This window comes from Achromobacter sp. 2789STDY5608621, assembly GCF_001299375.1.
GTDB classification, from domain to species: domain Bacteria; phylum Pseudomonadota; class Gammaproteobacteria; order Burkholderiales; family Burkholderiaceae_B; genus Achromobacter; species Achromobacter insuavis.
On the sequence record NZ_CYTU01000028.1, the window covers coordinates 57,120 to 76,364 of the forward strand.

15 protein-coding genes are annotated in these 19,245 nt (G+C 66.7%); 9 read left to right on the top strand and 6 right to left on the bottom strand.

Going from position 1 to position 19,245, the window contains the following annotated elements; genetic code table 11:
- Positions 1–368 precede the first annotated feature (368 nt).
- Positions 369–1,964 (bottom strand): Eco57I restriction-modification methylase domain-containing protein, encoded by a 1,596-nt coding sequence (locus AOZ53_RS33710; protein ID WP_197286513.1) that lies wholly within the window; start codon positions 1,962–1,964, stop codon positions 369–371.
- A 516-nt stretch (positions 1,965–2,480) separates the two neighbouring features.
- On the bottom strand, positions 2,481–3,674 hold the full coding sequence (locus AOZ53_RS22425; protein WP_054489416.1) for an acetylornithine transaminase: 1,194 nt from the start codon (positions 3,672–3,674) through the stop codon (positions 2,481–2,483).
- Positions 3,675–3,887: 213 nt separating this feature from the next.
- Between AOZ53_RS22425 and AOZ53_RS22430 the strand changes: the two genes are divergently transcribed.
- Positions 3,888–4,853: a Bug family tripartite tricarboxylate transporter substrate binding protein gene (locus AOZ53_RS22430; protein WP_054489418.1), complete on the top strand. Its 966-nt coding sequence runs from the start codon at positions 3,888–3,890 to the stop codon at positions 4,851–4,853.
- 57 nt (positions 4,854–4,910) lie between these two features.
- On the opposite strand, the gene AOZ53_RS22435 is transcribed toward AOZ53_RS22430, so the two are convergent.
- Positions 4,911–5,486, bottom strand: coding sequence for a TetR/AcrR family transcriptional regulator (locus AOZ53_RS22435; protein WP_054489420.1), 576 nt, complete (start codon positions 5,484–5,486; stop codon positions 4,911–4,913).
- Positions 5,487–6,039: 553 nt separating this feature from the next.
- On the opposite strand from AOZ53_RS22435, the gene AOZ53_RS22440 reads away from it, so the two are divergent.
- From AOZ53_RS22440 to AOZ53_RS22455, 4 genes are read left to right on the top strand one after another with little or no spacing between them, the layout of a single operon-like run.
- A complete protein-coding gene (locus AOZ53_RS22440; protein ID WP_054433849.1) occupies positions 6,040–6,822 on the top strand; it encodes a transporter substrate-binding domain-containing protein in 783 nt (260 codons plus the stop codon).
- Positions 6,823–6,852: 30 nt separating this feature from the next.
- Entirely contained in the window at positions 6,853–7,521 is a 669-nt protein-coding gene (locus AOZ53_RS22445; protein ID WP_054433847.1) for an amino acid ABC transporter permease, read from the top strand.
- On the top strand, positions 7,518–8,174 hold the full coding sequence (locus tag AOZ53_RS22450) for an amino acid ABC transporter permease (RefSeq protein ID WP_054475370.1): 657 nt from the start codon (positions 7,518–7,520) through the stop codon (positions 8,172–8,174). Before AOZ53_RS22445 ends, AOZ53_RS22450 begins: the two co-directional genes overlap by 4 nt.
- Positions 8,155–8,892 carry an amino acid ABC transporter ATP-binding protein gene (locus tag AOZ53_RS22455; protein WP_054489422.1) on the top strand — a complete coding sequence of 246 codons (738 nt, stop codon included), beginning with the start codon at positions 8,155–8,157 and terminating at the stop codon, positions 8,890–8,892. Before AOZ53_RS22450 ends, AOZ53_RS22455 begins: the two co-directional genes overlap by 20 nt.
- Before the next feature lie 43 nt (positions 8,893–8,935).
- On the opposite strand, the gene AOZ53_RS22460 is transcribed toward AOZ53_RS22455, so the two are convergent.
- Both AOZ53_RS22460 and AOZ53_RS22465 read right to left on the bottom strand, forming a co-directional pair.
- Positions 8,936–10,318 carry a DUF6630 family protein gene (locus tag AOZ53_RS22460; RefSeq protein ID WP_054489424.1) on the bottom strand — a complete coding sequence of 461 codons (1,383 nt, stop codon included), beginning with the start codon at positions 10,316–10,318 and terminating at the stop codon, positions 8,936–8,938.
- Positions 10,319–10,326: 8 nt separating this feature from the next.
- Entirely contained in the window at positions 10,327–11,466 is a 1,140-nt protein-coding gene (locus tag AOZ53_RS22465) for a DSD1 family PLP-dependent enzyme (RefSeq protein ID WP_054475374.1), read from the bottom strand.
- Positions 11,467–11,694: 228 nt separating this feature from the next.
- On the opposite strand from AOZ53_RS22465, the gene AOZ53_RS22470 reads away from it, so the two are divergent.
- From AOZ53_RS22470 to gluQRS, 4 genes are all read left to right on the top strand, one after another.
- Entirely contained in the window at positions 11,695–12,654 is a 960-nt protein-coding gene (locus tag AOZ53_RS22470; protein ID WP_054489426.1) for a TAXI family TRAP transporter solute-binding subunit, read from the top strand.
- A 133-nt stretch (positions 12,655–12,787) separates the two neighbouring features.
- Positions 12,788–14,812 carry a TRAP transporter permease gene (locus AOZ53_RS22475; RefSeq protein WP_054489439.1) on the top strand — a complete coding sequence of 675 codons (2,025 nt, stop codon included), beginning with the start codon at positions 12,788–12,790 and terminating at the stop codon, positions 14,810–14,812.
- A gap of 239 nt (positions 14,813–15,051) precedes the next feature.
- The gene (locus AOZ53_RS22480; protein WP_006392201.1) at positions 15,052–15,510 is read left to right on the top strand and encodes a Smg family protein; all 459 of its coding nucleotides are present in this window, start codon (positions 15,052–15,054) and stop codon (positions 15,508–15,510) included.
- A gap of 99 nt (positions 15,511–15,609) precedes the next feature.
- Positions 15,610–16,491, top strand: a complete 882-nt coding sequence (gluQRS, locus tag AOZ53_RS22485) for a tRNA glutamyl-Q(34) synthetase GluQRS (RefSeq protein WP_054433949.1) — start codon at positions 15,610–15,612, stop codon at positions 16,489–16,491.
- 90 nt (positions 16,492–16,581) lie between these two features.
- Here gluQRS and AOZ53_RS22490 read toward each other — a convergent pair whose 3' ends face one another.
- On the bottom strand, positions 16,582–19,239 hold the full coding sequence (locus AOZ53_RS22490; protein WP_054489428.1) for a GDYXXLXY domain-containing protein: 2,658 nt from the start codon (positions 19,237–19,239) through the stop codon (positions 16,582–16,584).
- Positions 19,240–19,245: the final 6 nt, after the last annotated feature.

Sequence of the window (19,245 nt, forward strand, 5' to 3'; positions counted from 1 at the left end):
AGGAGAATGCTCTTATGGGCCCTAGTTTTTGCAGCTTGAACGAGAGCGGCGGCAAGTCTCTCCACTCCCTCGTGAACGGCAACGGGTAACCCACTTTCAAGTCTCTTAAGGCTAAATCCTGGTGAGCGGCATTCCTCGGCCAATGGCGTGTCGTACGGTGGCGCGCTCGTCTCTTCACTCTCTCTTGGCATGGGCTCGACCGAGTACGGGCCGGCTTGTGCTGGCGGTTTGCCAATCTTTAAAAGCCGTGCGGCAATAGCCTTTTTCTTTTCAAGCGCCTCGGCCCTGTCCAATCGACTTAAAGTCAACGAAGATCTGATCATCTCAGGCCCATCCCGACTGTGCCTTCATACCTACTCTCCGGTCATTTATTTAAATGCTTTCCGTATGGCGCTCTCCAGGTCGTGCCCCTTGGCCAGGTGCGCCCTTAGCTTGCGCGGACACGGGAGAGGTAACTCGCGCAGTTCATACGCGCCGACGTTCGATGAACCTGAAAGCGCCCGATATAATCTGTCGACCAAGTTTGTCTGCAGGATGGCGGCCATTTCCTGAGGAGTCCAACTACTGTTTTGCGCTTGGAGAAGCGCAATGACATGGTTCTCACACACATAGGCCATGTGCTTGGCGAGTAACGCTTCTGGCAGAGCTGCTGCGACCAGTCGTCTAGTTTGATCTGTAGAGGTCAGCCGTTGAAGCAGCACTGCAGGCCGAGTTAGTACTCCCGCGCCTTCTTTGGAGGGCACTTCAATGAAGACTTCCCCGGATCGGTGGCTTCGGTGATGGCGGCGGCCGTGCACAAAAGCGCCTTGGGGGGTGATATCCGTGGCCCATATCAGGGGTACGACTAAGCCCTTACCACTCCCCCTATATGTCTCATATGTAATTCGTTCGCTGCGATAGGCCACCATAGAGCCGATTCTTGGCGTGTATCCATAATCCTTCAAGCGATGGGGAGACTTAGCGGAGAGACTTAGCAGTGACTTGTCTTTTACCGACCGAGGGAGGACCCAAGGACCTCCGTCATTCCTAAGGCGAATGACACCAATTTCCTCAAAGCCAGTTTCTGTCCAAACCGATACTCTAGACTCTTGCCCTTTTCTAGTGGGCGTTGCCCGCATTGTGGCAATCGCTGTCTCTTGCTCGACATTCAAGAAGGTTGCCGAACGATTGCCGAGGAGGTCTACAGAGTGGACCTTTGCGACCGCACACATGTGTTTCCGCAGACTTGAGAAATATGGACCTGTTAGGTAGCTGGTCGGCGTAAGGAGGCCGACAAGGCCACCAGGTGCGACAAGCTGTAGAGATTGCTCCATGAACAGCGCATAGATGTTGGGCTGCCCCTGAAGTGCATGTTCATAGCAGCCTCGATACGGCGCGGCCTCCTTAGCGCTGAGCTTGCGATACGGTGGGTTGCAGATGACAACGGCTGGGCGAGAAGCGCCTCGCCATTTGCGCAAACCATCGCCCTCCGTAATCCGGACTTTCAGCGGCTGTCCGGCTGCATGCAGCAACGGTGCCAGGGCAAGGTTTAAGAAGACCTTGGACAGCCGAATAAGGGCATTGCTGGTGTCGTTGCCGCTGAGGTTCTTGCTGATTTGGTCGACGATTTCCCGAGCCGGTAAGCCCCGCTCTTGCAGGGCTTTTGACATTCGAAGCGCGACTGGAACCAAAAAGGCGGCTCCTCCACAGGCAGGGTCGTGCCAGTGGTCGTCCGTTAAACTTGCGCCCTGCGCAAGCAGGGCGTCAATGACCCGCCCTGCCAATACCGGATGCGTGAAATAGAGAGCTCTCTGCTTTCTGACTTTGTCCCCGACTAAGGTTGCGTATGCGGTAGCTATCCAATAAGCGGCTTCTTCAAATTTCTCAAGCGTCGCAAGCCAGTCTACAAATGTGATTACGCGGGGGTCGACAACAAGTTCGGCAGCTTTATTGGGTGTTCTCTTCGGTGTCAGATTGGGCTGCACACGTTGTGTCCAGACATATAGCAATGCCGATGCAACAACTTCGGCCGACCCTTGATCACAGGCGACCAGTCGTTTAAGCGCAGCAATCCTTCTTCCGAACTGGACCCGAGCCTCAGCCGGTATTACCATTGAACCGCCCCCCTAATTTCGTCGGTTGCATAGTTATCTCTTTATACTCTTTTTGTACTTTCGTTACACAACGCTCAGGAATTTAGCTGTTACCGGTGCCGGCTGCGATACCGCACCGTCTTCAAATTAACATCCCGTGACGGACAACCTAACTTTCCATCCGCAATTTCTTCAGAACGATTCCCATCATCCACTGTAGATAATCGCTAATGCTGTCCTTAGCGAGGGAATCCAGCCGCAAGCAGTCATTCACTGGGGTGCGTACAAGAGCTGCTTATGATTAAAAACGGCCCTTGACTTGTTGTCTACGCTCTATAAGTAAGTAGCCAAGCAAATAAGACAAGGGCCGCAAAAGCGACCCTTGTTTCACCCACCATCAGACTCTAATCAAGCCTTACGCACCTTCCCAATCAACCCATCCAACTGCCCCAGCATCGTATCGATTTCCTCCGCCGTCACATTCAACGCCGGCATAAACCGCAGCAGATTCCCCCGCGGCGCATTCAGCAGCAGCCCATTCGGCGTCAGATTCCGCGCAGCCTCGACGATCGCCGGACCATCATCGCGATCCATGATCAGTGCGCGCAGCAACCCCATCCCGCGCTCGCCCTTCATCCCATACTTGGCCGACAAAGCCAGCAGCCCTTCGGACAGTTGCTTGGCGCGCGCATTAACCGATTCCATGAAGCCCGGCGCAGCCAACGCATCAAACACCGCCACCCCCACAGCCGCCATCAGCGGATTCCCGTTATACGTACCACCCTGGTCCCCATGCGAGAACACGCAAACTTCCTGACGGGCCAGCAACGCAGCCAACGGCACCCCACCACCAATCCCCTTGGCCAGCGTCATGATGTCCGGCACCACGTCGGATTGCTGATAGGCGAACAGGGTACCGGTACGCCCCATCCCCGTCTGCACTTCATCAACGATGAACAGCAGCTTGTGCTCATCCGCCAGCTTACGCAGGCCCTGCATGAATTCCTTGGTGGCGGGGATGACACCAGCTTCACCCTGCACAGGTTCGAGCATGATGGCGACGGTCTGATCATCGATCAGCTTGCGCACCGATTCCAGATCATTGATCTCGGCCTTCGGGAAACCTTCCACCTGCGGCGCGAACATCTTGTCCCAGCCCGGCTTGCCGGACGCCGACATCGTGGCCAGGGTGCGGCCGTGGAAGCCGTGGTTCATGGTGATGATCTTGTAGGCGCCCTTCTTGTTGACCTGGCCCCATTTGCGCGCCAGCTTGATGGCGCCTTCGTTGGCTTCGCCGCCGCTGTTGGCGAAGAAGACGCGGTCGAAGACCGAGGCGCCGGTCAGGCGGGTGGCCAGTTCGATGGAGGGCAGGTTGTAGAACGCCGGCGACGGGTTCATCAGCAGCTTGGACTGGTCCAGCAGGGCCTTCTGCATTTCCGGGGCGCTGTGGCCCAGGGTGTTGACGGCCCAGCCCTGGACGAAGTCCAGGTATCGCTTGCCCGCGTGATCCTCCAGCCAGGACCCCTGGCCGCGCACGAACACGAGGTCCGGACGGGAGGTGATCTCCATGAGGGCGTTGACGTTGTACTGGCTGAATTCCATGGCGGTTCCTGCTGAAAGGAGAGAACAGGGGTTGAAAAAGAAGGGGAAACGCTAAATGCCGAATTTAGCACCGGCGGGGGAATGCTATCGTGACGCACCCCCAGCCGATCCGCCCCACGGCCGCCCCAAAAGGGCCGCTTGCGCGGGGCTCTCTATTTTATGCAACAGGGCCGGCGCCGGACGCCGCTCTTTGTCGCTTTTTACTGACCGATCATGACACGAATTCTTTCCAGTCTTGCCACCGGCCTGGTGCTGGCGGCGGCCGCGACGGCCGCGCATGCCGAGTATCCCGACCGTCCCATCCGCCTGATCGTGCCGTTCCCGCCGGGGCAGGCCACCGATATCTTCGCCCGCGCGCTGGCCGAGAAGCTGGGCACCGCCGTCAAACAACCGATCGTGGTGGAGAACCGCGCCGGCGCCGGCAGCAATATCGGCATGGAGCAGGCCGCGCGCGCGACGCCGGACGGTTACACGCTGGTGATCGCGGGCTCGGCCGCGGCGGTGAACCAGACGCTGTACAAGACCATCAACTACAGCCTGACCAAGGATTTCGCGCCGGTGTCGGGGGTGTTCTCGGTGCCGCTGATGTTCCTGGCGACGCCGGCTTCGGGCATCACGTCGCTGCAGCAGCTGGTCAAGCAGGCGCGCGCCAATCCGGGCGAGCTGGCGTATGCCAGCGCCGGCATCGGCGGCACGCAGCATCTGTCGGCCGAGATGTTCAAGGCGGCGGCCAATATCGACATCCGCCATATTCCGTACAAGGGCAGCGGCCCGGCACAGGCGGATTTCCTGGGGCACCAGGTGCCGCTGATGGTGGATTCGGTGACGGCGGGGCTGCCGCACGTGCAGAGCAAGAAGGCGGTGGCGCTGGCGGTGACGACGGCCAAGCGCCTGCCGCAACTGCCGGACGTGCCGACGGTGGCCGAGAGCGGCTATCCGGGTTTCGAGGCGATCGGCTGGGCCTCGGTGCTGGCGCCGCGTGATACGCCGCCGGCTGTCACCAACTACCTGAGCCAGCAGATCGCCCACGTGCTGGGCACGCCGGAGATGCAGAAGTTCTTCCGAGACCGCGGCGCCGAGCCGATGCCGTTGACGCCCGAGGCCACCGGCACGTTCATCGCCGGCGAGGTGGAGAAGTGGGGCAAGGCGGTCAAGCAGTCCGGCGCGCAGGTGGACTGAGCCCTCTATAAGGAAGTAGACGGCAAGGCGGCGGGCGAGAGGCCCGCCGCGCTTCTTTCAGCGCCCCTTGCGGGCGCTTTTGCTTGCATGGCCCAGCGCGCCCATGGCGGACGCGACGATGTGGCCGCGCCATTCGCGCTTCATGTCCATGCGCGCGGCGGTCAGCGCCGCGATGCCGAGGCCGCAGAAGGCGGTGGTGACGCGCACCACGCGCTCCAGTTCCAGGTCAGCCATGTCGATGCCGAGCGCGGCGTACAGGGTCAGGCCGGTCTTGATCAGTTCCGGGTCGACGTCGGCGCCCTGGTCCGCCAGGCGGTTGGCCAGCGCGGACAGGCCGGGCCAGTCGTAGGTGAAGTCGACGGAGGCTTCGACCACGGCGCGATCGCGCTCGATGCCGACGGGGATGTCGGCGACGCTCTCCAGCAGGGACTGCATGTGGTCGGAGCCGGTCTTGAGGGCAGCCTCGTAGATCGCCTGCTTGCTGGGGTAGTGGTGCAGCAAGCCCGCCTTCGAGTAATTGACGGCGTCGGCGATCTGCTGCAACGAGGTGTGCGCAAAACCGTGCTTGGCGAACAGGGCCGCGGCGCGGTCGAGGATCTCGGCGTCTATTTCGGATTTGGTGGGTTTGGGCATGGTGGATTCTTCCGGTTCGGCGCATTTTGCCTGATGCCGCTTCAGAGCGCCGCGCGCGGCAGGGCCGACATGATGCCGACGAAGGGCACGATGCGCGGCGGCGGCTCGGTCAGGCACAGCCAGGCGGCGATGCCGGCGAGCAGGGCGAGGGCGGCGGCCATTCTCAGGGTTCCGAGGCGACGGTCCGAGAAAGGACGGTGCGGCCGGGACGATGACGGGCGGAAGCGGGGCAACACGGGTTCCTGGAAGTCCGGGCGGCGGGCAGGGCCGGCCGGGTGATGGATGCGGCCATATTAAACCAATTCGGTATTTTTCCAACCATTATGGTTGGTTTGGTGAATCCGCTTCGGGCCGTCCGCCACTCCCATTCCAGTGCCACGCGTGCGCCGTAGCGGCGCATGCCGCACTATGCCGGTGCATTCGGCGCCGCCCTGGCGGCATCCGTCCAAGGGACGGCCGAATGGCACAGAACTTGCTTTTCCAGTTTTGTATACCGAATTGGTGTGCAACGCTCGACCCCGCTCCCGGGGCGGCGCGCCCTGGAGAGTTCCTCATGAACCGTAGAACCCTGTTGCTGTCCCTCTGCACCGCCGCCGCCCTGCTGGCCGCGCCGCTCACGCATGCCGACACCCTGGACGACATCGTCAAGCGCGGCACCCTCAAGGTCGCGGTGCCGCAGGACTTCCCGCCGTTCGGCTCGGTCGGCGCCGACATGAAGCCGCTGGGCTACGACATCGACACCGCCGCGCTGATCGCCAAGCAGCTGGGCGTGAAGCTGGAGCTGGTGCCGGTGACCAGCGCCAACCGCGTGCCGTACCTGCAGACCCGCAAGGTGGATCTGGTGATCTCCAGCCTGGGCAAGAATCCGGAGCGCGAGAAGGCGATCGATTTCTCCGACGCGTATGCGCCGTTCTTCAACGGCGTGTTCGGCCCGGCCGACCTGAAGGTGGCGTCGGCCGCCGACCTGGCGGGCAAGACCATCGGCGTGACGCGCGGCGCGGTCGAGGACATCGAGCTGAGCAAGATCGCTCCGCCCACGGCCACGCTCAAGCGCTATGAGGACAACAACGGCACCATCACCGCCTTCCTGTCGGGCCAGGTGCCGCTGATCGCGACTGGCAACGTGGTGGCCGCGGCGATCCTGGCGCGCAACCCGCCGAAGAAGCCGGAGACCAAGTTCCTGATCAAGGATTCGCCCTGCTACATCGGCCTGAACAAGGACGAGCCGAAGCTGCGCGCCAAGGTCAACGAGATCCTGGCCAACGCCAAGCGCGACGGCTCGCTGGCGGCGATCTCGCAGAAGTGGCTGGGCGCCGGCCTGCCCAAGGATCTGTAGGGCGGGCGCGCACGCGCCGGAGCGCTTTTCATGGCTTATCAATTCGACTTCGCTTCCGTGTTCGATTACACGCCGGTGCTCATCAAGGGCATCGGCGTGACGGTCGAGCTGATCGCGTTTGGCGCGGTGGCGGGCGTGGCGCTGGGCATCGGCTGCGCCTGGGCGCGCACGCAGGGCCCGCGCTGGCTGCGCGCGCCGGTCACCGCCTATGTGGAGGCGGTGCGCAATACGCCGTTCCTGATCCAGTTGTTCTTCGTGTTCTTCGGGCTGCCGTCGCTGGGCGTGCAGTTCAGCGAGATGCAGGCGGCCTGCCTGGCGATGGCGCTGAACCTGGGCGCCTACAGCGCCGAGATCATCCGCGCCGGCATCGACGCCACGCCCAAGGGCCAGTACGAGGCCGGCGCCAGCCTGGCGATGACGCGCTGGCAGGTGTTCCGCCATGTCGTGCTGAAACCCGCGCTGGCGCGCATCTGGCCGGCCTTGTCATCGCAGATCGTGATCGTGATGCTGGGGTCGGCGGTGTGCTCGCAGATCGCGGCCGAGGACCTGACGTTCGCGGCCAACTTCATCCAGTCGCGCAATTTCCGCGCGTTCGAGGTGTATTTCGTGACCACCGGCATCTATCTGGTGCTGGCGGTGGGGTTGCGCCAGTTGCTGCGCATGACGGGCAGGCGGTTGTTCCGCAAGGCGGCGCGATGATCGAGTTCACCACCTGGGACATTGTCCGCAACCTGCTGCTGGCGGCGCGCTGGACCGTCGTGCTGTCGCTGGTGGCGTTTGCCGGCGGCGCGCTGATGGGCATGCTGGCGCTGATGATGCGGACCTCGCGCGTGGCGCTGATGCGGCGGGTCAGCTGGGCGTATATCGAACTGTTCCAGGGCACGCCGCTGCTGATGCAGCTGTTCCTGGCGTTCTTCGGGCTGTCGCTGATCGGCGTGGAGGTGCCGCCGTGGCTGGCCGCGGGCGCGGCGCTGACGCTGTGGTCGGGCGCGTTCCTGGCCGAGATCTGGCGCGGCTGCGTGGAAGCGATTCCGAAGGGCCAGTGGGAAGCCTCGGCCAGCCTGGCGCTGGGCTATGTGCAGCAGATGCGTTACGTGGTGCTGCCGCAGGCGCTGCGCATCGCGGTGGCGCCGACCGTCGGCTTCGCGGTGCAGATCGTCAAGAGCACGGCGCTGACCTCCATCATCGGCTTTACCGAGCTGTCCAAGGCCAGCACGGTGATCACCAACGCCACCTTCAGCCCCTTCACCGTCTATGCCTGCGCCGCGCTGATCTATTTCGCGCTGTGCTGGCCCCTGTCGCGCCTCAGCCTCCGGCTGGAAAGGAAGTTGCATGCCCCTCATCGCCCTTGAAGACGTCCGCAAGAAGTTCGGCGACAACGAAGTCCTGAAAGGGGTGACGTTGCGCGTCGAGCCCGGCGAGGTGATCGCCATCATCGGCAAAAGCGGTTCCGGCAAGAGCACGCTGCTGCGCTGCGTGAACGGGCTGGAGCAGATCGACAGCGGCGCCATCATGGTGGCGGACGCGCAGCTGGGCGACGACGAGCTGCGGCTGCGCGCGCTGCGGCTGAAGGTGGGCATGATCTTCCAGCAGTTCAACCTGTTCCCGCACCTGACGGTGGGGCGCAACGTGATGCTGTCGCCGATGGTGGCCAAGCGCATGCCGCAGGACCAGGCCGCCGACCTGGCGCGGGCGATGCTGACGCGGGTGGGGCTGGACCACAAGTTCGACGCCTGGCCCGAGGAATTGTCGGGCGGGCAGCAACAGCGCGTGGCGATCGCGCGCGCGTTGGCGATGCAGCCGCTGGCGCTGTTGTGCGACGAGATCACGTCGGCGCTGGACCCGGAGCTGGTCAACGAGGTGCTGGCGGTGGTGCGCGAGCTGGCCGCCGACGGCATGACGCTGCTGATGGTGACGCACGAGATGCGCTTTGCGCGCGAGGTGTGCGACCGCGTGGTCTTCATGCACCAGGGCCGCGTGCACGAGATCGGGCCGCCGGAAGAACTGTTCACGGCGCCGGCGACGCCGGAGCTGCGGCAGTTCCTGGGGATGACGGATCTGGCCGGATAGGGCGCGTGGATCCTGGCGGCGGCCATGGCCCGGCCACCGAGGGTCAAGCGGCTGACAGCCGGCCCAACAATGCGTCGAAACGACCCAGGCGCACATGACGCAGCTGTCCGCCCACCACCACCTCGCCATCCGGCAAAATCCACGCGCGCTGGATGCCGCTGTCCAGGTCGAGCGCGCCATGGCGGATGCGCAGGACCTGCCCGGAATCGGGATGCCACAGCTGGCCCAGGTCCAGGCTGCGATGCGGCGCGTGCCAGTGGCCCAGCAGCAGCCAGCCTTGCGGCAGGGACTGCAGGATCATGCCGCCGGCGGGCATCTGTTGGGGCGCATGGCGGCTGACGGCAAGGGCGTCCAGGTCCGCGTGGCAAAGCGCATCGTCTTCGAGCCAGGCGATGGCGCCGTTGCCGCAGGCGACGGGATGCGAAAGATCCCCCGATGCCGAGTCGGCAGGGCCCAATGCCAGGGGATGCAACTGGCCATCGCGCCACCGCAGCAGCTGGCCACGGCACAGCACGCAGGCGCGGCCATCGGGCGTCTGGATCACCGCCGAGCGGTCGCTGACGGGGCGACGTTGCGGCGGCGCGGTGTACAGCAGCGCCGGCTCGATGGCGGCCGCTTCGTCCAGCGTGGCAAAGCCCCGGTACACGAACGCCATGCCGCGATCCACCAGCAGCAGATCATCGCCCGCGAAGCCCAGGCTGAATTCGGGCGTGCGGCGCTGCGCCTGCGCCGCGCGCGGTGGCAGCGCGAGGCCGGGACGGTCGAGCGGCGCGGCCTCGACCCGGGGCGCGCGCAGCAGGTGCGCATAGGGCGTGCTGGCGATGCCGTCGGGGCCCTGTTCAATCCAGGCATGGACGCCGTTGGCGGCGACGGCCGACGCCAGCAGGCCGCGATGCGGCTGGAACTTGCCGCCGACCTCGCGCAAGGCCGGCCAATCATGCAGGTCCACCAGTTCCGGCGCCGCCGTGTCACGATTGACCACGCTGGCCCAGCCCGGCGCCAGCGGCACGCACTGCGCCATGTCCAGGTAGTCGCCGGGTTGGGCCAGCGGACCGGAAGCGGGGCGGGGCAGCGTGGCCGGGGCGTCCTGCGCCGCGCCATCCTGCCGATGCCGCACCACCTGCCGGCCTTGCGCGGCCAGCCGCGCCAGCGCGTCGCCGGCATCGGCCCGCGGCACAATCAGCAGGTGGATGGCGTCGTCGTCTTCGTCCTGCCCGATCAGCGCCAGTCCCAACGCCTCCAGTTCCTGGCCCAACGGCGGCAGGAAGTCGTCGGCGCGGTCATCGCGCAACGCGGCGCGCAGCGCGTCCAACCGAGCGGAGGCCAGGACCGGGTAGCGCGCCGCATACGCCTGCCGCAACCCGTCCAGCAGTTCCGGCAGCGGCGTCTTCCAGTCGAAGGACAACGGTTCCATCGCGCTCGGCATGACCGGTTTCAGCGCGAGAAGCCGCGCGCCGAGATCTCCCAGATGTCCCGCACGATGCCGTCGCGATAGACCACCAGCCCGTCATGCAGGTTGAAGGTCGGATCGACGTGCGAGGGCACCAGCAGCAGCGTGTCGCCCAGCGCGGGCGCCGGCGCGCCAGCCGCCACGCGCACCACGCCGTGCTCGTCGTTGATGGCGGCGTATTGCAGGCCCTGGGCGCCGTGGATCGCGGGCGGGCCGCATTCGGCGGTGGTGGACTTCAGGCCGGCGTCGAGGATGACGCGGTCGGGCGCCGGCGTGCTCATCACGGTGGACAGCACGAACAGGCTGTTCTGGAACGCCAGCGGGCCGTCCCATTCGTTGGCGCCGTAGTCGCCGTCCATGAAGGCGTAGGAACCGGCCTGCAGTTCGGTGTAGACGCCGCTGGCGGCATCGAACTCGACGCTGCCGGTGCCGCCGCCGGTGATGATGTCGCAGGCGATGCCGCTTTCACGCAGCAGCAATTGATACGACGCGGCGATGCGCGCGGCCTGGCGGCAGACGGCGGCGCGTTCCTCGCGGGTGCGGAAATGCTGCACCGAGCCGTGATAGGCCTGCAGGCCGACGAAGTTCACGCCCGGCAGCGCGCGCGCCTGCTGCGCCAGCGCCAGCACGGTGGCGTCGTCGGACACGCCGCAGCGGCCCTGGCCCACGTCCACTTCCACCAGCACGTCGATCTCGGCGCCGGCCGCGGCCATGGCCTGCGAGATCTGCACCAGGTTGGCGGCGTTGTCGACGCAGACGCTGAGCTTGGCGGCGCGCGCCAACTGGCCCAAGAGGCGCAGCTTGGCCGGGCCGACCACTTCGTTGCTGATGTGGATGTCGGTGATGCCGGCGGCCACGAAGGGCACGGCCTCGCTGACCTTCTGGCAACAGATGCCGCGCGCGCCCAGCGCCAGCTGGCGGCGCGCGATCTCGGGGCATTTGTGGGCCTTGGCGTGGGGCCGCAGCGCGACCTCGTGGCGGTCGGCCCAGGCCTGCATGGTGCGCAGGTTGGCCTCGAACGCGGCCAGGTCCAGCACCAGGCTGGGCGTGTCGACGCTGGCCAGGGGATCGCCGGCCTGCGCGGGCGGGGGCAGCGCAATGCCGCGTATGACTTCCTGGGACATCTGGAGACTCCGTTGTCTGCACTGCGAGGAAAGCGGCGACCCCCTGGTAAACCATAGCCCTGCAAGCATTGGCGCGGGGGTGCGGCCATGCCAGAATTTCACCACAAATAAAGCCCCGCGCCATGCGCCCGCACAACGGGCCGATCCGATACCGAGCGGGAGCCGAGGCCGCGAAACGGCCCAGCAGCGTCAAAGCATGCCCCTTATCTATTCCCTGGAGAAGCCCGCATGAAAACGAGAAGCTGGATCACCACCCTGGCAATGGCGTTGTCCCTGGCGGCCGCGGCCGGTACGGCGCAGGCGCAGCAGTTCTTCCGCATCGGCACCGGCGGCACCGCCGGCACCTACTACCCCGTCGGCGGCATCATCGGCAACGCCGTGTCGCAGCCCGGCAAGCTGATCGCCACCGCGGTCGCCTCCAATGGCTCGGTCGCCAACATCAACGGCATCATGGGCGGTTCGTTCGAGGCCGGTTTCACGCAATCGGACGTGGCGTTCTGGGCCTACAGCGGCACTGGCACGTTCGAAGGCAAGCCCAAGGCGCAGGACCTGCGGCTGATTTCCACGCTGTATCCGGAAAGCATCCACCTGGTGACGCGCAAGGGCGCCGGCATCAAGGGCGTGGCCGACCTGAAGGGCAAGCGCGTGTCGATGGACGAGCCGGGCTCGGGCACGCTGGTCGACGTGCGCCTGATCCTGGGCGCCTACGGCATGACCGACAAGGACATCAAGGCCGAGTACCTCAAGCCCAACCAAGCCGGCGACAAGCTCAAGGACGGCGGGCTGGACGCGTTCTTCTTCGTCGGCGGCGCCCCCGCCGGCGCCATCGCCGAGCTGGCCTCCACCGGCAATATCGAGCTGGTGCCGCTGGTCGGCCCGGAGATCGACGCGCTGCGCGCCAAGCAGGAGTTCTTCACGCCCGACGTGATCGCCGCCAACACCTATCAGAACCTGCCCGAGGTCAAGACCATCTCGGTCAACGCGCAGATGGTGACGTCGGCCAAGATCCCCGAGCAGACGGTGTATGAGGTGACCAAGGCGCTGTACAGCGACGCCACCCGCAAGACGCTGGACGCGGGCCATGCCAAGGGCAAGCTCATCACCAAGGAAAACGCGGTCAAGGGCGCGGGCATTCCGTTCCATCCGGGCGCCGAGAAGTTCTACAAGGAAGTCGGCCTGCTGAAGTAGGCCCGCCGCCGCGGACCCGTTGACGTCGGCCTGCCGCGCCGGCGTCGGTCCGCAAGCATCCGCGCGCGCCGTCGCGTGGCAGGGGCAGGGCCGTCCGGCCCTGCCCGCCGTGTTCTTGCCGAGATTCCTGGCCATGGAAATTGACCACCAGAAGACCCAGCAGCTGGCGGAAAAGTACGATTCCGAAATCCGCTTCCGCCCGCTGCACAAGACCGCCACGTGGCTCGTGTCCGGCCTGCTCGTCGCGCTGTCGCTGTTCCACTACTACACCGCCGGCTTCGGCCTGTTGCGCGAGGCCACGCATCGCGGCGTGCACCTGGCGTTCGTACTGAGCCTGATCTTCCTGGTGTTCGGCTTTTCCAAGTCGCACTATCAGCGCGAGCCGAAGTCCACCTGGTATGCGCCGGGCGGCGTGCCGCTGTACGACTGGATCATCGCCATCGCGCTGGCGCTGTCGGTGCTGTACATCCCCTACATCTTCGAGGACCTGGCGTTCCGCGTCGGCAATCCGATGCCGATGGATGTCTTCATGGGCTCGATCCTGCTGATCGGGCTGCTGGAGGCGACGCGCCGCGCCATGGGCTGGCCGCTGCCCATCATCGCGCTGGTGTTCATGGCCTATGCGATGTTCGGGCCGTATTTCCCCGGGCTGCTCAAGCACGCGGGCAACACCTGGCCGCAGATCGTCAACCACATGTACCTGACCAGCCAGGGCGTCTACGGCGTGGCGGTGGGGGTGGTGGCGACCTACGTGTTCCACTTCGTGCTGTTCGGCGTGCTGGCCACGCGCATCGGCCTGGGCCAGCTGTTCCTGGACGTGGCCTCGACGGTCGCCGGGCGCTACGCCGGCGGGCCGGCCAAGGTGTCGGTGTTCGGCTCGGCCATGTTCGGCATGCTGTCGGGGTCGTCGGTGGCCAACGCCGTCACGGTCGGCTCGCTGACCATTCCGGCGATGATCCGCATCGGCTATCCGCGCCATTTCGCGGCGGGGGTGGAGGCGGCCAGCAGCACCGGCGGCCAGATCACGCCGCCGATCATGGGCGCGGCGGCGTTCCTGATGATCGAGTTCCTGGGCATTCCGTACCAGCAAATCGCGATCGCCGGCATCTTCCCGGCCTTCCTGTATTTCTTCGGCATGTTCATGCAGGTGCACTTCGAGGCCAAGCGCGAGGGCCTGCGCGGGCTGACCGAGGCCGAGATGCCGAAGCTGAAGCAGTCGTTCAAGATGCGCTGGCCGACCCTGATCCCGCTGTTCCTGCTGATCGGCGTGCTGGCCAGCGGCCGCACCCCGTACCTGGCGGCGTTCGCCGGCATCACCGGCTGCATCATCGTCGGCCTGCTCAATCCGTTCCAGCGGCTGCGCTGGCGCGATCTGTACGAGGCCTTCGAGACCGGCGCCAAGTACGCGCTGGCGGTGGGCGCGGCGGCGGGCACGGTGGGCATCGTGATCGGCGTGGTGACGCTGACGGGCGTGGGCTTCAAGATCTCGTACATCGTGATCGCGGCCTCGCAGGCGCTGGCCGCCGGCGCGGCCACGGTGATTCCGGACAGCATCGCCAACATGCAGTCGCTGACGCTGATCGCCGCGCTCATCATGACGGGCATCGTGTGCATCCTGATGGGCTGCGGCGTGCCGACCACCGCCAACTACCTGATCATGGTGGCGGTGGCCGCGCCAACGCTGGTGCAGCTGGGGGTGCAGCCGATCGCGGCGCACTTCTTCGTGTTCTATTTCGGCATCCTGGCCGACATCACGCCGCCGGTGGCGCTGGCGGCCTACGCGGCGGCGGGCATGGCGGGCAGCGATCCGTTCAAGACCGGCAACACCGCGTTCCGGCTGGGCATCACCAAGCTGATCGTGCCGTTCGTGTTCGTGTTCTCGCCGTCGCTGCTGATCTCGGTGCAGGGCTTCACCTGGTACGACTTCTTCGTGACCCTGTTCGGCTGCATGGTGGGGCTGGTGCTGCTGTCGGCGGCGTTCTCGCGCTACATGCTGGTGGGGATGAAGAGCTGGGAACGCTGGCTGTGCACGCTGGGCGCGCTGCTGACCATCCTGCCGGGCCTGGCCAGCGGGCTGATCGGGCTGGCCATCTGCATCCCGGTGTTCATCCGCCAGCTGGCGCAGCTGAAGCTGGAAACGGCGCCGAAAACCGCCTGATTCGTAGGGGTATTAAAGAGGGGCGGACCCTGGAAGTCCGCCCCTGGCAGATCGCGCAACCCCTTATTCTGTCAGCCTTTCCGCGCGGTTTTCATGACTGTCGCAAGGCCACGACGCCCCGCCGCCCCCGGCCTTTTCGGCGGTTGCCCGGGCAAATAAATCAGCGTAAAGTAAAATTCATGTTTGCTGGTCTGCCGATATGCGGGCCGACTGTGCAAACAGGCACAAGACTGCGCCATATGTTCGATATCCTGGTTTACCTGTACGAGAATTACTACACGCCGCAAGCCTGTCCCGCCGCCGATGTCCTGGCGAAACGGCTGGCCGCCGCCGGGTTCGAGCACGAAGACATCGACGATGCGTTAGGCTGGCTCTACGGGCTGGCTGAAACCACCGAACGCTGTGTCGACCTCGCCCAGGCGCCCACCAGCGGCACCCGGATCTACACCGATAACGAATACCAGCAACTGGGTTCCGAATCCATCGGCTTCATCGCCTTTCTGGAATCGGCCGGCGTGCTGCCCGCGCCCTTGCGCGAGATCGTCATCGACCGGGGCCTGGCTTCGCCGGAATCGCCCGTGCCGCTCTCCAAGATCAAGATCATCGCCCTCATGGTTCTCTGGAGCCAGGAAGCCGAGATCGACAATCTGGTCCTGGAAGAGCTGCTGGACGAAGACGGCGTGCGCTTGCTGCACTGACGGCGCCGGCTCCGGCCGACGTCCGTTTCCCCACGACCCGCGCGCGTCAGGCGCGCGGCGCCGCTTCGCCGTAACCCCATTGTTTTGCCGCGCCATCCCGTGACCTACACCGGCCGCTTCGCCCCCAGCCCCAGCGGCCCGCTGCACGCGGGTTCGCTCGTGGCCGCGCTGGCCAGCTGGCTGGATGCGCGCGCCAACGACGGCCGCTGGCTGCTGCGCATCGAGGACGTGGACACGCCGCGCACCGTGCCCGGCGCGGCCGAACACATCATGGGCCAGCTCGAATCGCTGGGCCTGCACTGGGACGGCGAGATCCTGTGGCAATCGCGCCGCGGCGACGTCTACCAGGCGGCCTTCGACGCCCTGGCCGCGCGCGGCCTGGTCTATGGCTGCGGCTGCACCCGCCGCGAGATCGCCGACTCGGCGCTGCGCGGCCAGACGGCGCCGGGCGCCGATGGCGAACGCCCGTACCCCGGCACCTGCCGCCACGGCCTGCCGCCCGGCCGCGAGGCGCGCGCCTGGCGCGTGATCATGCCGGCAGGCGTGGAACGCTTCGAGGACCGCTGGCTGGGACCGCAGGAACAGGACGTGGCGCAGGCAGTGGGCGACATCGCGGTCAAGCGCGCCGACGGCCTGTGGGCCTATCAATTGGCGGTGGTGGTGGACGATGGCGCGCAGGGCGTGACCGACGTGGTGCGCGGCGCCGACCTGCTCAGCTCGACCGCGCGCCAGCGCGTGCTGGGCCGGCTGCTGGACCTGCCGCCGGTGCGCTACCTGCACGTGCCGCTGATTCTGGACCCCGCCAACGGCCTGAAACTGTCCAAGCAGAACGGCGCCCCGGCCATCGACACGGCGGCGCCCCTGGCGTCGCTGCAGGGCGCCTGGCGCGCCCTGGGCTTCGCGCCGCTGCCCGCCGCCGACCCCGGCGCATTCCTGCGCGAGGCGACGGCGCGCTGGGCGGCGCGCTTTCCGCTGGCCTGAAGCGGCCCCAAGGCTGGCGCGATCACGCGGCGCCGCCCGTCCCGATCCGAGCTTGTCGGGACGGCCGCCGCCGGCGGCCCGCCCGCGCCATCACAGCGGCTGCAGATCCTCGCCCAGCATCCGCACCAGCAGGGCCTCGCCGTTCTCGGCCACGCGCAACTCGCCAAACTTGGCGACTTCATAGCGGCTGGCCTGGCCTTCGGGGAAGAAATAGGCGTTGGTGACGATGCGCACGCCGTTGTCGCGGACGCGGTAGCGCAGCGGCACCTCGTTGTCGGCGTGCGGACGGGCGTCGGGCTGGATGCGCACCGGCTGCGACACGCCGCGCGCGTCGGCCGTCAGCAGCACGTAGCCGTCGGGCTCGTAGCCCATGATCGAGTCGTCGGCGCCCTGGCGCTCGCCGCCCAGCCGCATGCGGGTGACCTCGCGCCCGGCGGCGAAGTTGAGCGCCATGTAATCGCCCTGCATCAGCGAGCGCGGGTCGACCGGCGCCAGCTCCAGGATCACCACCTTGCCGTTGGCCAGCAGCTTCTCGCGCTGCCAGATGCCACCGTTGGCCACGCCCAGGACCAGCACCAGGCCCCCCAGGATCGCCAGGGTGCGCCAGCGCAGGGCCGGCGAGATCGGCGGCAGGGGCGCGCGGCGCGACGGCGCCTGGGTGCGCATCAGGCGCGGCACCAGCCACACCAGCCCCCGCAGCACGAACAGCAGCACGGCGCCGCCGCCCAGCCACAGGGCCTTTTCCAGCAATGGCACGTCCAGCTGGTAGTAATAGACGCCCAGGTAGATCAGCAGGCTGAAGACGCCGAACAGCGCCACCCGCGGCTGGTTCAGGCCGAAGCCCAGCAGCAGCCAGGCCAGCGCGAAGCCGACACCGGGGCTGGGCAGCCAGAACAGCGCCAGCAGCAGCAGGGCGATGGGCACGCCCCACAGCACGCCGGCGGTCAGCACGCGGCGCCGCGGCCACAGCACCGCCAGCGCCGAGGCGGCCGGCAGCACCGCCCCCGCGCCCACCAGCAGCGCGGTCTGCGGGTTCAGCTGCCACATGGCCGGCAGCTGCATGATCGACAGGCCGCTGGCCAGCCAGACCATGCCCTGCACCGACAGCAGGAAGGCCCAGGCCAGCGGCTGCAGCGCGTGGCCGCGCTTGCCGCCCAGGCGCTGGCCCAGGGTCAGGATCACCGCCGTGGCCCAGGCGCCGGTCACCGCGATCGGCAGCCAGACGAAGGCGGCGCGGGCCATGTCGAAGTACAGCAGGGCGTCGAGTATGTCGTCGCGCAGCAGCTCGGGCGCCAGGACGCGCCAGATCAGGCCGGCGCCGGCCATCGCGATCAGGCCGCCGCTCAGGAAGCGCAGGATCACGTCGGGCCCCAGCGCGTAGACCGCCGTGGCCATCAGCAACACGAACAGGCAGGCGCTGGCGAACGAGGTCGACTCGGACATGCCGTAGATGATGAGGATCTGGCCGGCGAACGCCATGGCGGTGCCGCACTGGCGCCAGAACGGGCCGGTGTCGCTGCGCAGCACGGCCACGCCGGCGGCGCACAGCACCAGGCCGGCCACCAGCGCGCCTTCCTCTGAATTGATCATGCCGGAGAAGGCCACGAACGCCAGCAGCAGCAGCGTCGACAGCCAGGCGCTGAGCGCCAGGATGCATTGCACGTACCAGGGCGGCTCGGTGTGCGGCACGGCGGGCGGCGCCAGTTGCGCCACCGGTTCGCCGGCCTCGCCGGGATCGACCGCGTTGCCGGCCGAGGCGGCGGCGGGCTCGGCATCGGCCGGGGCCGCGACGGCCGCCTGCGGCCCCGCGGCCAGGCCGCGCAGCCAGCGCGCCGCCCAGACAGCCTCGGCCATCAGCAGCGCCGCCAGCGGCAGGGCCGCCCAGATGCCGGGTTCCAGCCGCAGCAGCCATTCGCCTACTATCCGCAGCGACACGCAGATGACGCCGGCCACCAGCATCGCCAGGATGACCAGGTCGCGGCGGCCGCGCTGGTAATAGAAGCCCAGGCCCAACGTCACCGCGATCCAGGCCAGGCTGTTGACGGAACCCAGGCCGCGCGACATGGCGTCGCCGATCACCAGCACCGTCACCATCGGGCCGAACACCAGCGCCGTCACCAGCGGGCTGATGACCAGCGCCGCCAGGACCCGCGGGCCGATCAGCGTGCTGGCGCGCCAGCGGCGCGCCGCCAGTTCCCAGCCCAGCAGCAGGATCAGGTTCCAGGCGGCCATGATCAGGCTGGCGACCTGCGGGCCGCCCAGCAACAGCCACCAGTTGAACGCCCGTTCACCCAGCCACAGGGCCAGGGCGACGTTGCTGACCACCACCCACAGCAGCCAGACCGCCTGGCTGGTCGCCACCAGCGCCCAGGGCAGCAGCAGGACCGCCCACCAGGCGAACAATTCCCAGGTATCGGCGCCAGTCTGGTAAGTTTGGCCTAATAACGCGAGCAGGGCGCCGAGCAGGATGCCGGCCAGGGCCAGCAGCGCGCCGGGTATGCTGCGGCGCACCCCCGGGGTGGCGCGCAGGCGCAATCCGGCCCACGCCGCCGCCAGCGCGCTGAGGGCCAAAAGGCCCTGCGTGCCGGCGAAGCGTTGGATTTTGGTCATGTCCTGCCAGTTCGCCGCGACCCAGCAGATGGCGGCGCTGCCGAGCAGCAAAACCCCTAGCCAAAGGGTGCTGCGGGCCAGGAATTGGCGCCATGCGTGCAGTTCGGATCCCACTTGCCGTTCAGTGCCGACTTGCATCTCGCG

Excerpts from the sequence above, each read along its gene's own strand:
- AOZ53_RS22490 (WP_054489428.1), bottom strand. The coding sequence starts at position 19,239 with ATGCAAGTCGGCACTGAACGGCAAGTGGGATCCGAACTGCACGCATGG.
- AOZ53_RS22455 (WP_054489422.1), top strand. The coding sequence starts at position 8,155 with ATGCCCCTCATCGCCCTTGAAGACGTCCGCAAGAAGTTCGGCGACAAC.
- AOZ53_RS22430 (WP_054489418.1), top strand. The coding sequence starts at position 3,888 with ATGACACGAATTCTTTCCAGTCTTGCCACCGGCCTGGTGCTGGCGGCG.
- AOZ53_RS22465 (WP_054475374.1), bottom strand. The coding sequence starts at position 11,466 with ATGTCCCAGGAAGTCATACGCGGCATTGCGCTGCCCCCGCCCGCGCAG.
- AOZ53_RS22470 (WP_054489426.1), top strand. The coding sequence starts at position 11,695 with ATGAAAACGAGAAGCTGGATCACCACCCTGGCAATGGCGTTGTCCCTG.
- AOZ53_RS22460 (WP_054489424.1), bottom strand. The coding sequence starts at position 10,318 with ATGCCGAGCGCGATGGAACCGTTGTCCTTCGACTGGAAGACGCCGCTG.
- AOZ53_RS22475 (WP_054489439.1), top strand. The coding sequence starts at position 12,788 with ATGGAAATTGACCACCAGAAGACCCAGCAGCTGGCGGAAAAGTACGAT.
- AOZ53_RS22450 (WP_054475370.1), top strand. The coding sequence starts at position 7,518 with ATGATCGAGTTCACCACCTGGGACATTGTCCGCAACCTGCTGCTGGCG.
- AOZ53_RS22445 (WP_054433847.1), top strand. The coding sequence starts at position 6,853 with ATGGCTTATCAATTCGACTTCGCTTCCGTGTTCGATTACACGCCGGTG.
- AOZ53_RS22440 (WP_054433849.1), top strand. The coding sequence starts at position 6,040 with ATGAACCGTAGAACCCTGTTGCTGTCCCTCTGCACCGCCGCCGCCCTG.
- AOZ53_RS22480 (WP_006392201.1), top strand. The coding sequence starts at position 15,052 with ATGTTCGATATCCTGGTTTACCTGTACGAGAATTACTACACGCCGCAA.
- AOZ53_RS22425 (WP_054489416.1), bottom strand. The coding sequence starts at position 3,674 with ATGGAATTCAGCCAGTACAACGTCAACGCCCTCATGGAGATCACCTCC.
- AOZ53_RS22435 (WP_054489420.1), bottom strand. The coding sequence starts at position 5,486 with ATGCCCAAACCCACCAAATCCGAAATAGACGCCGAGATCCTCGACCGC.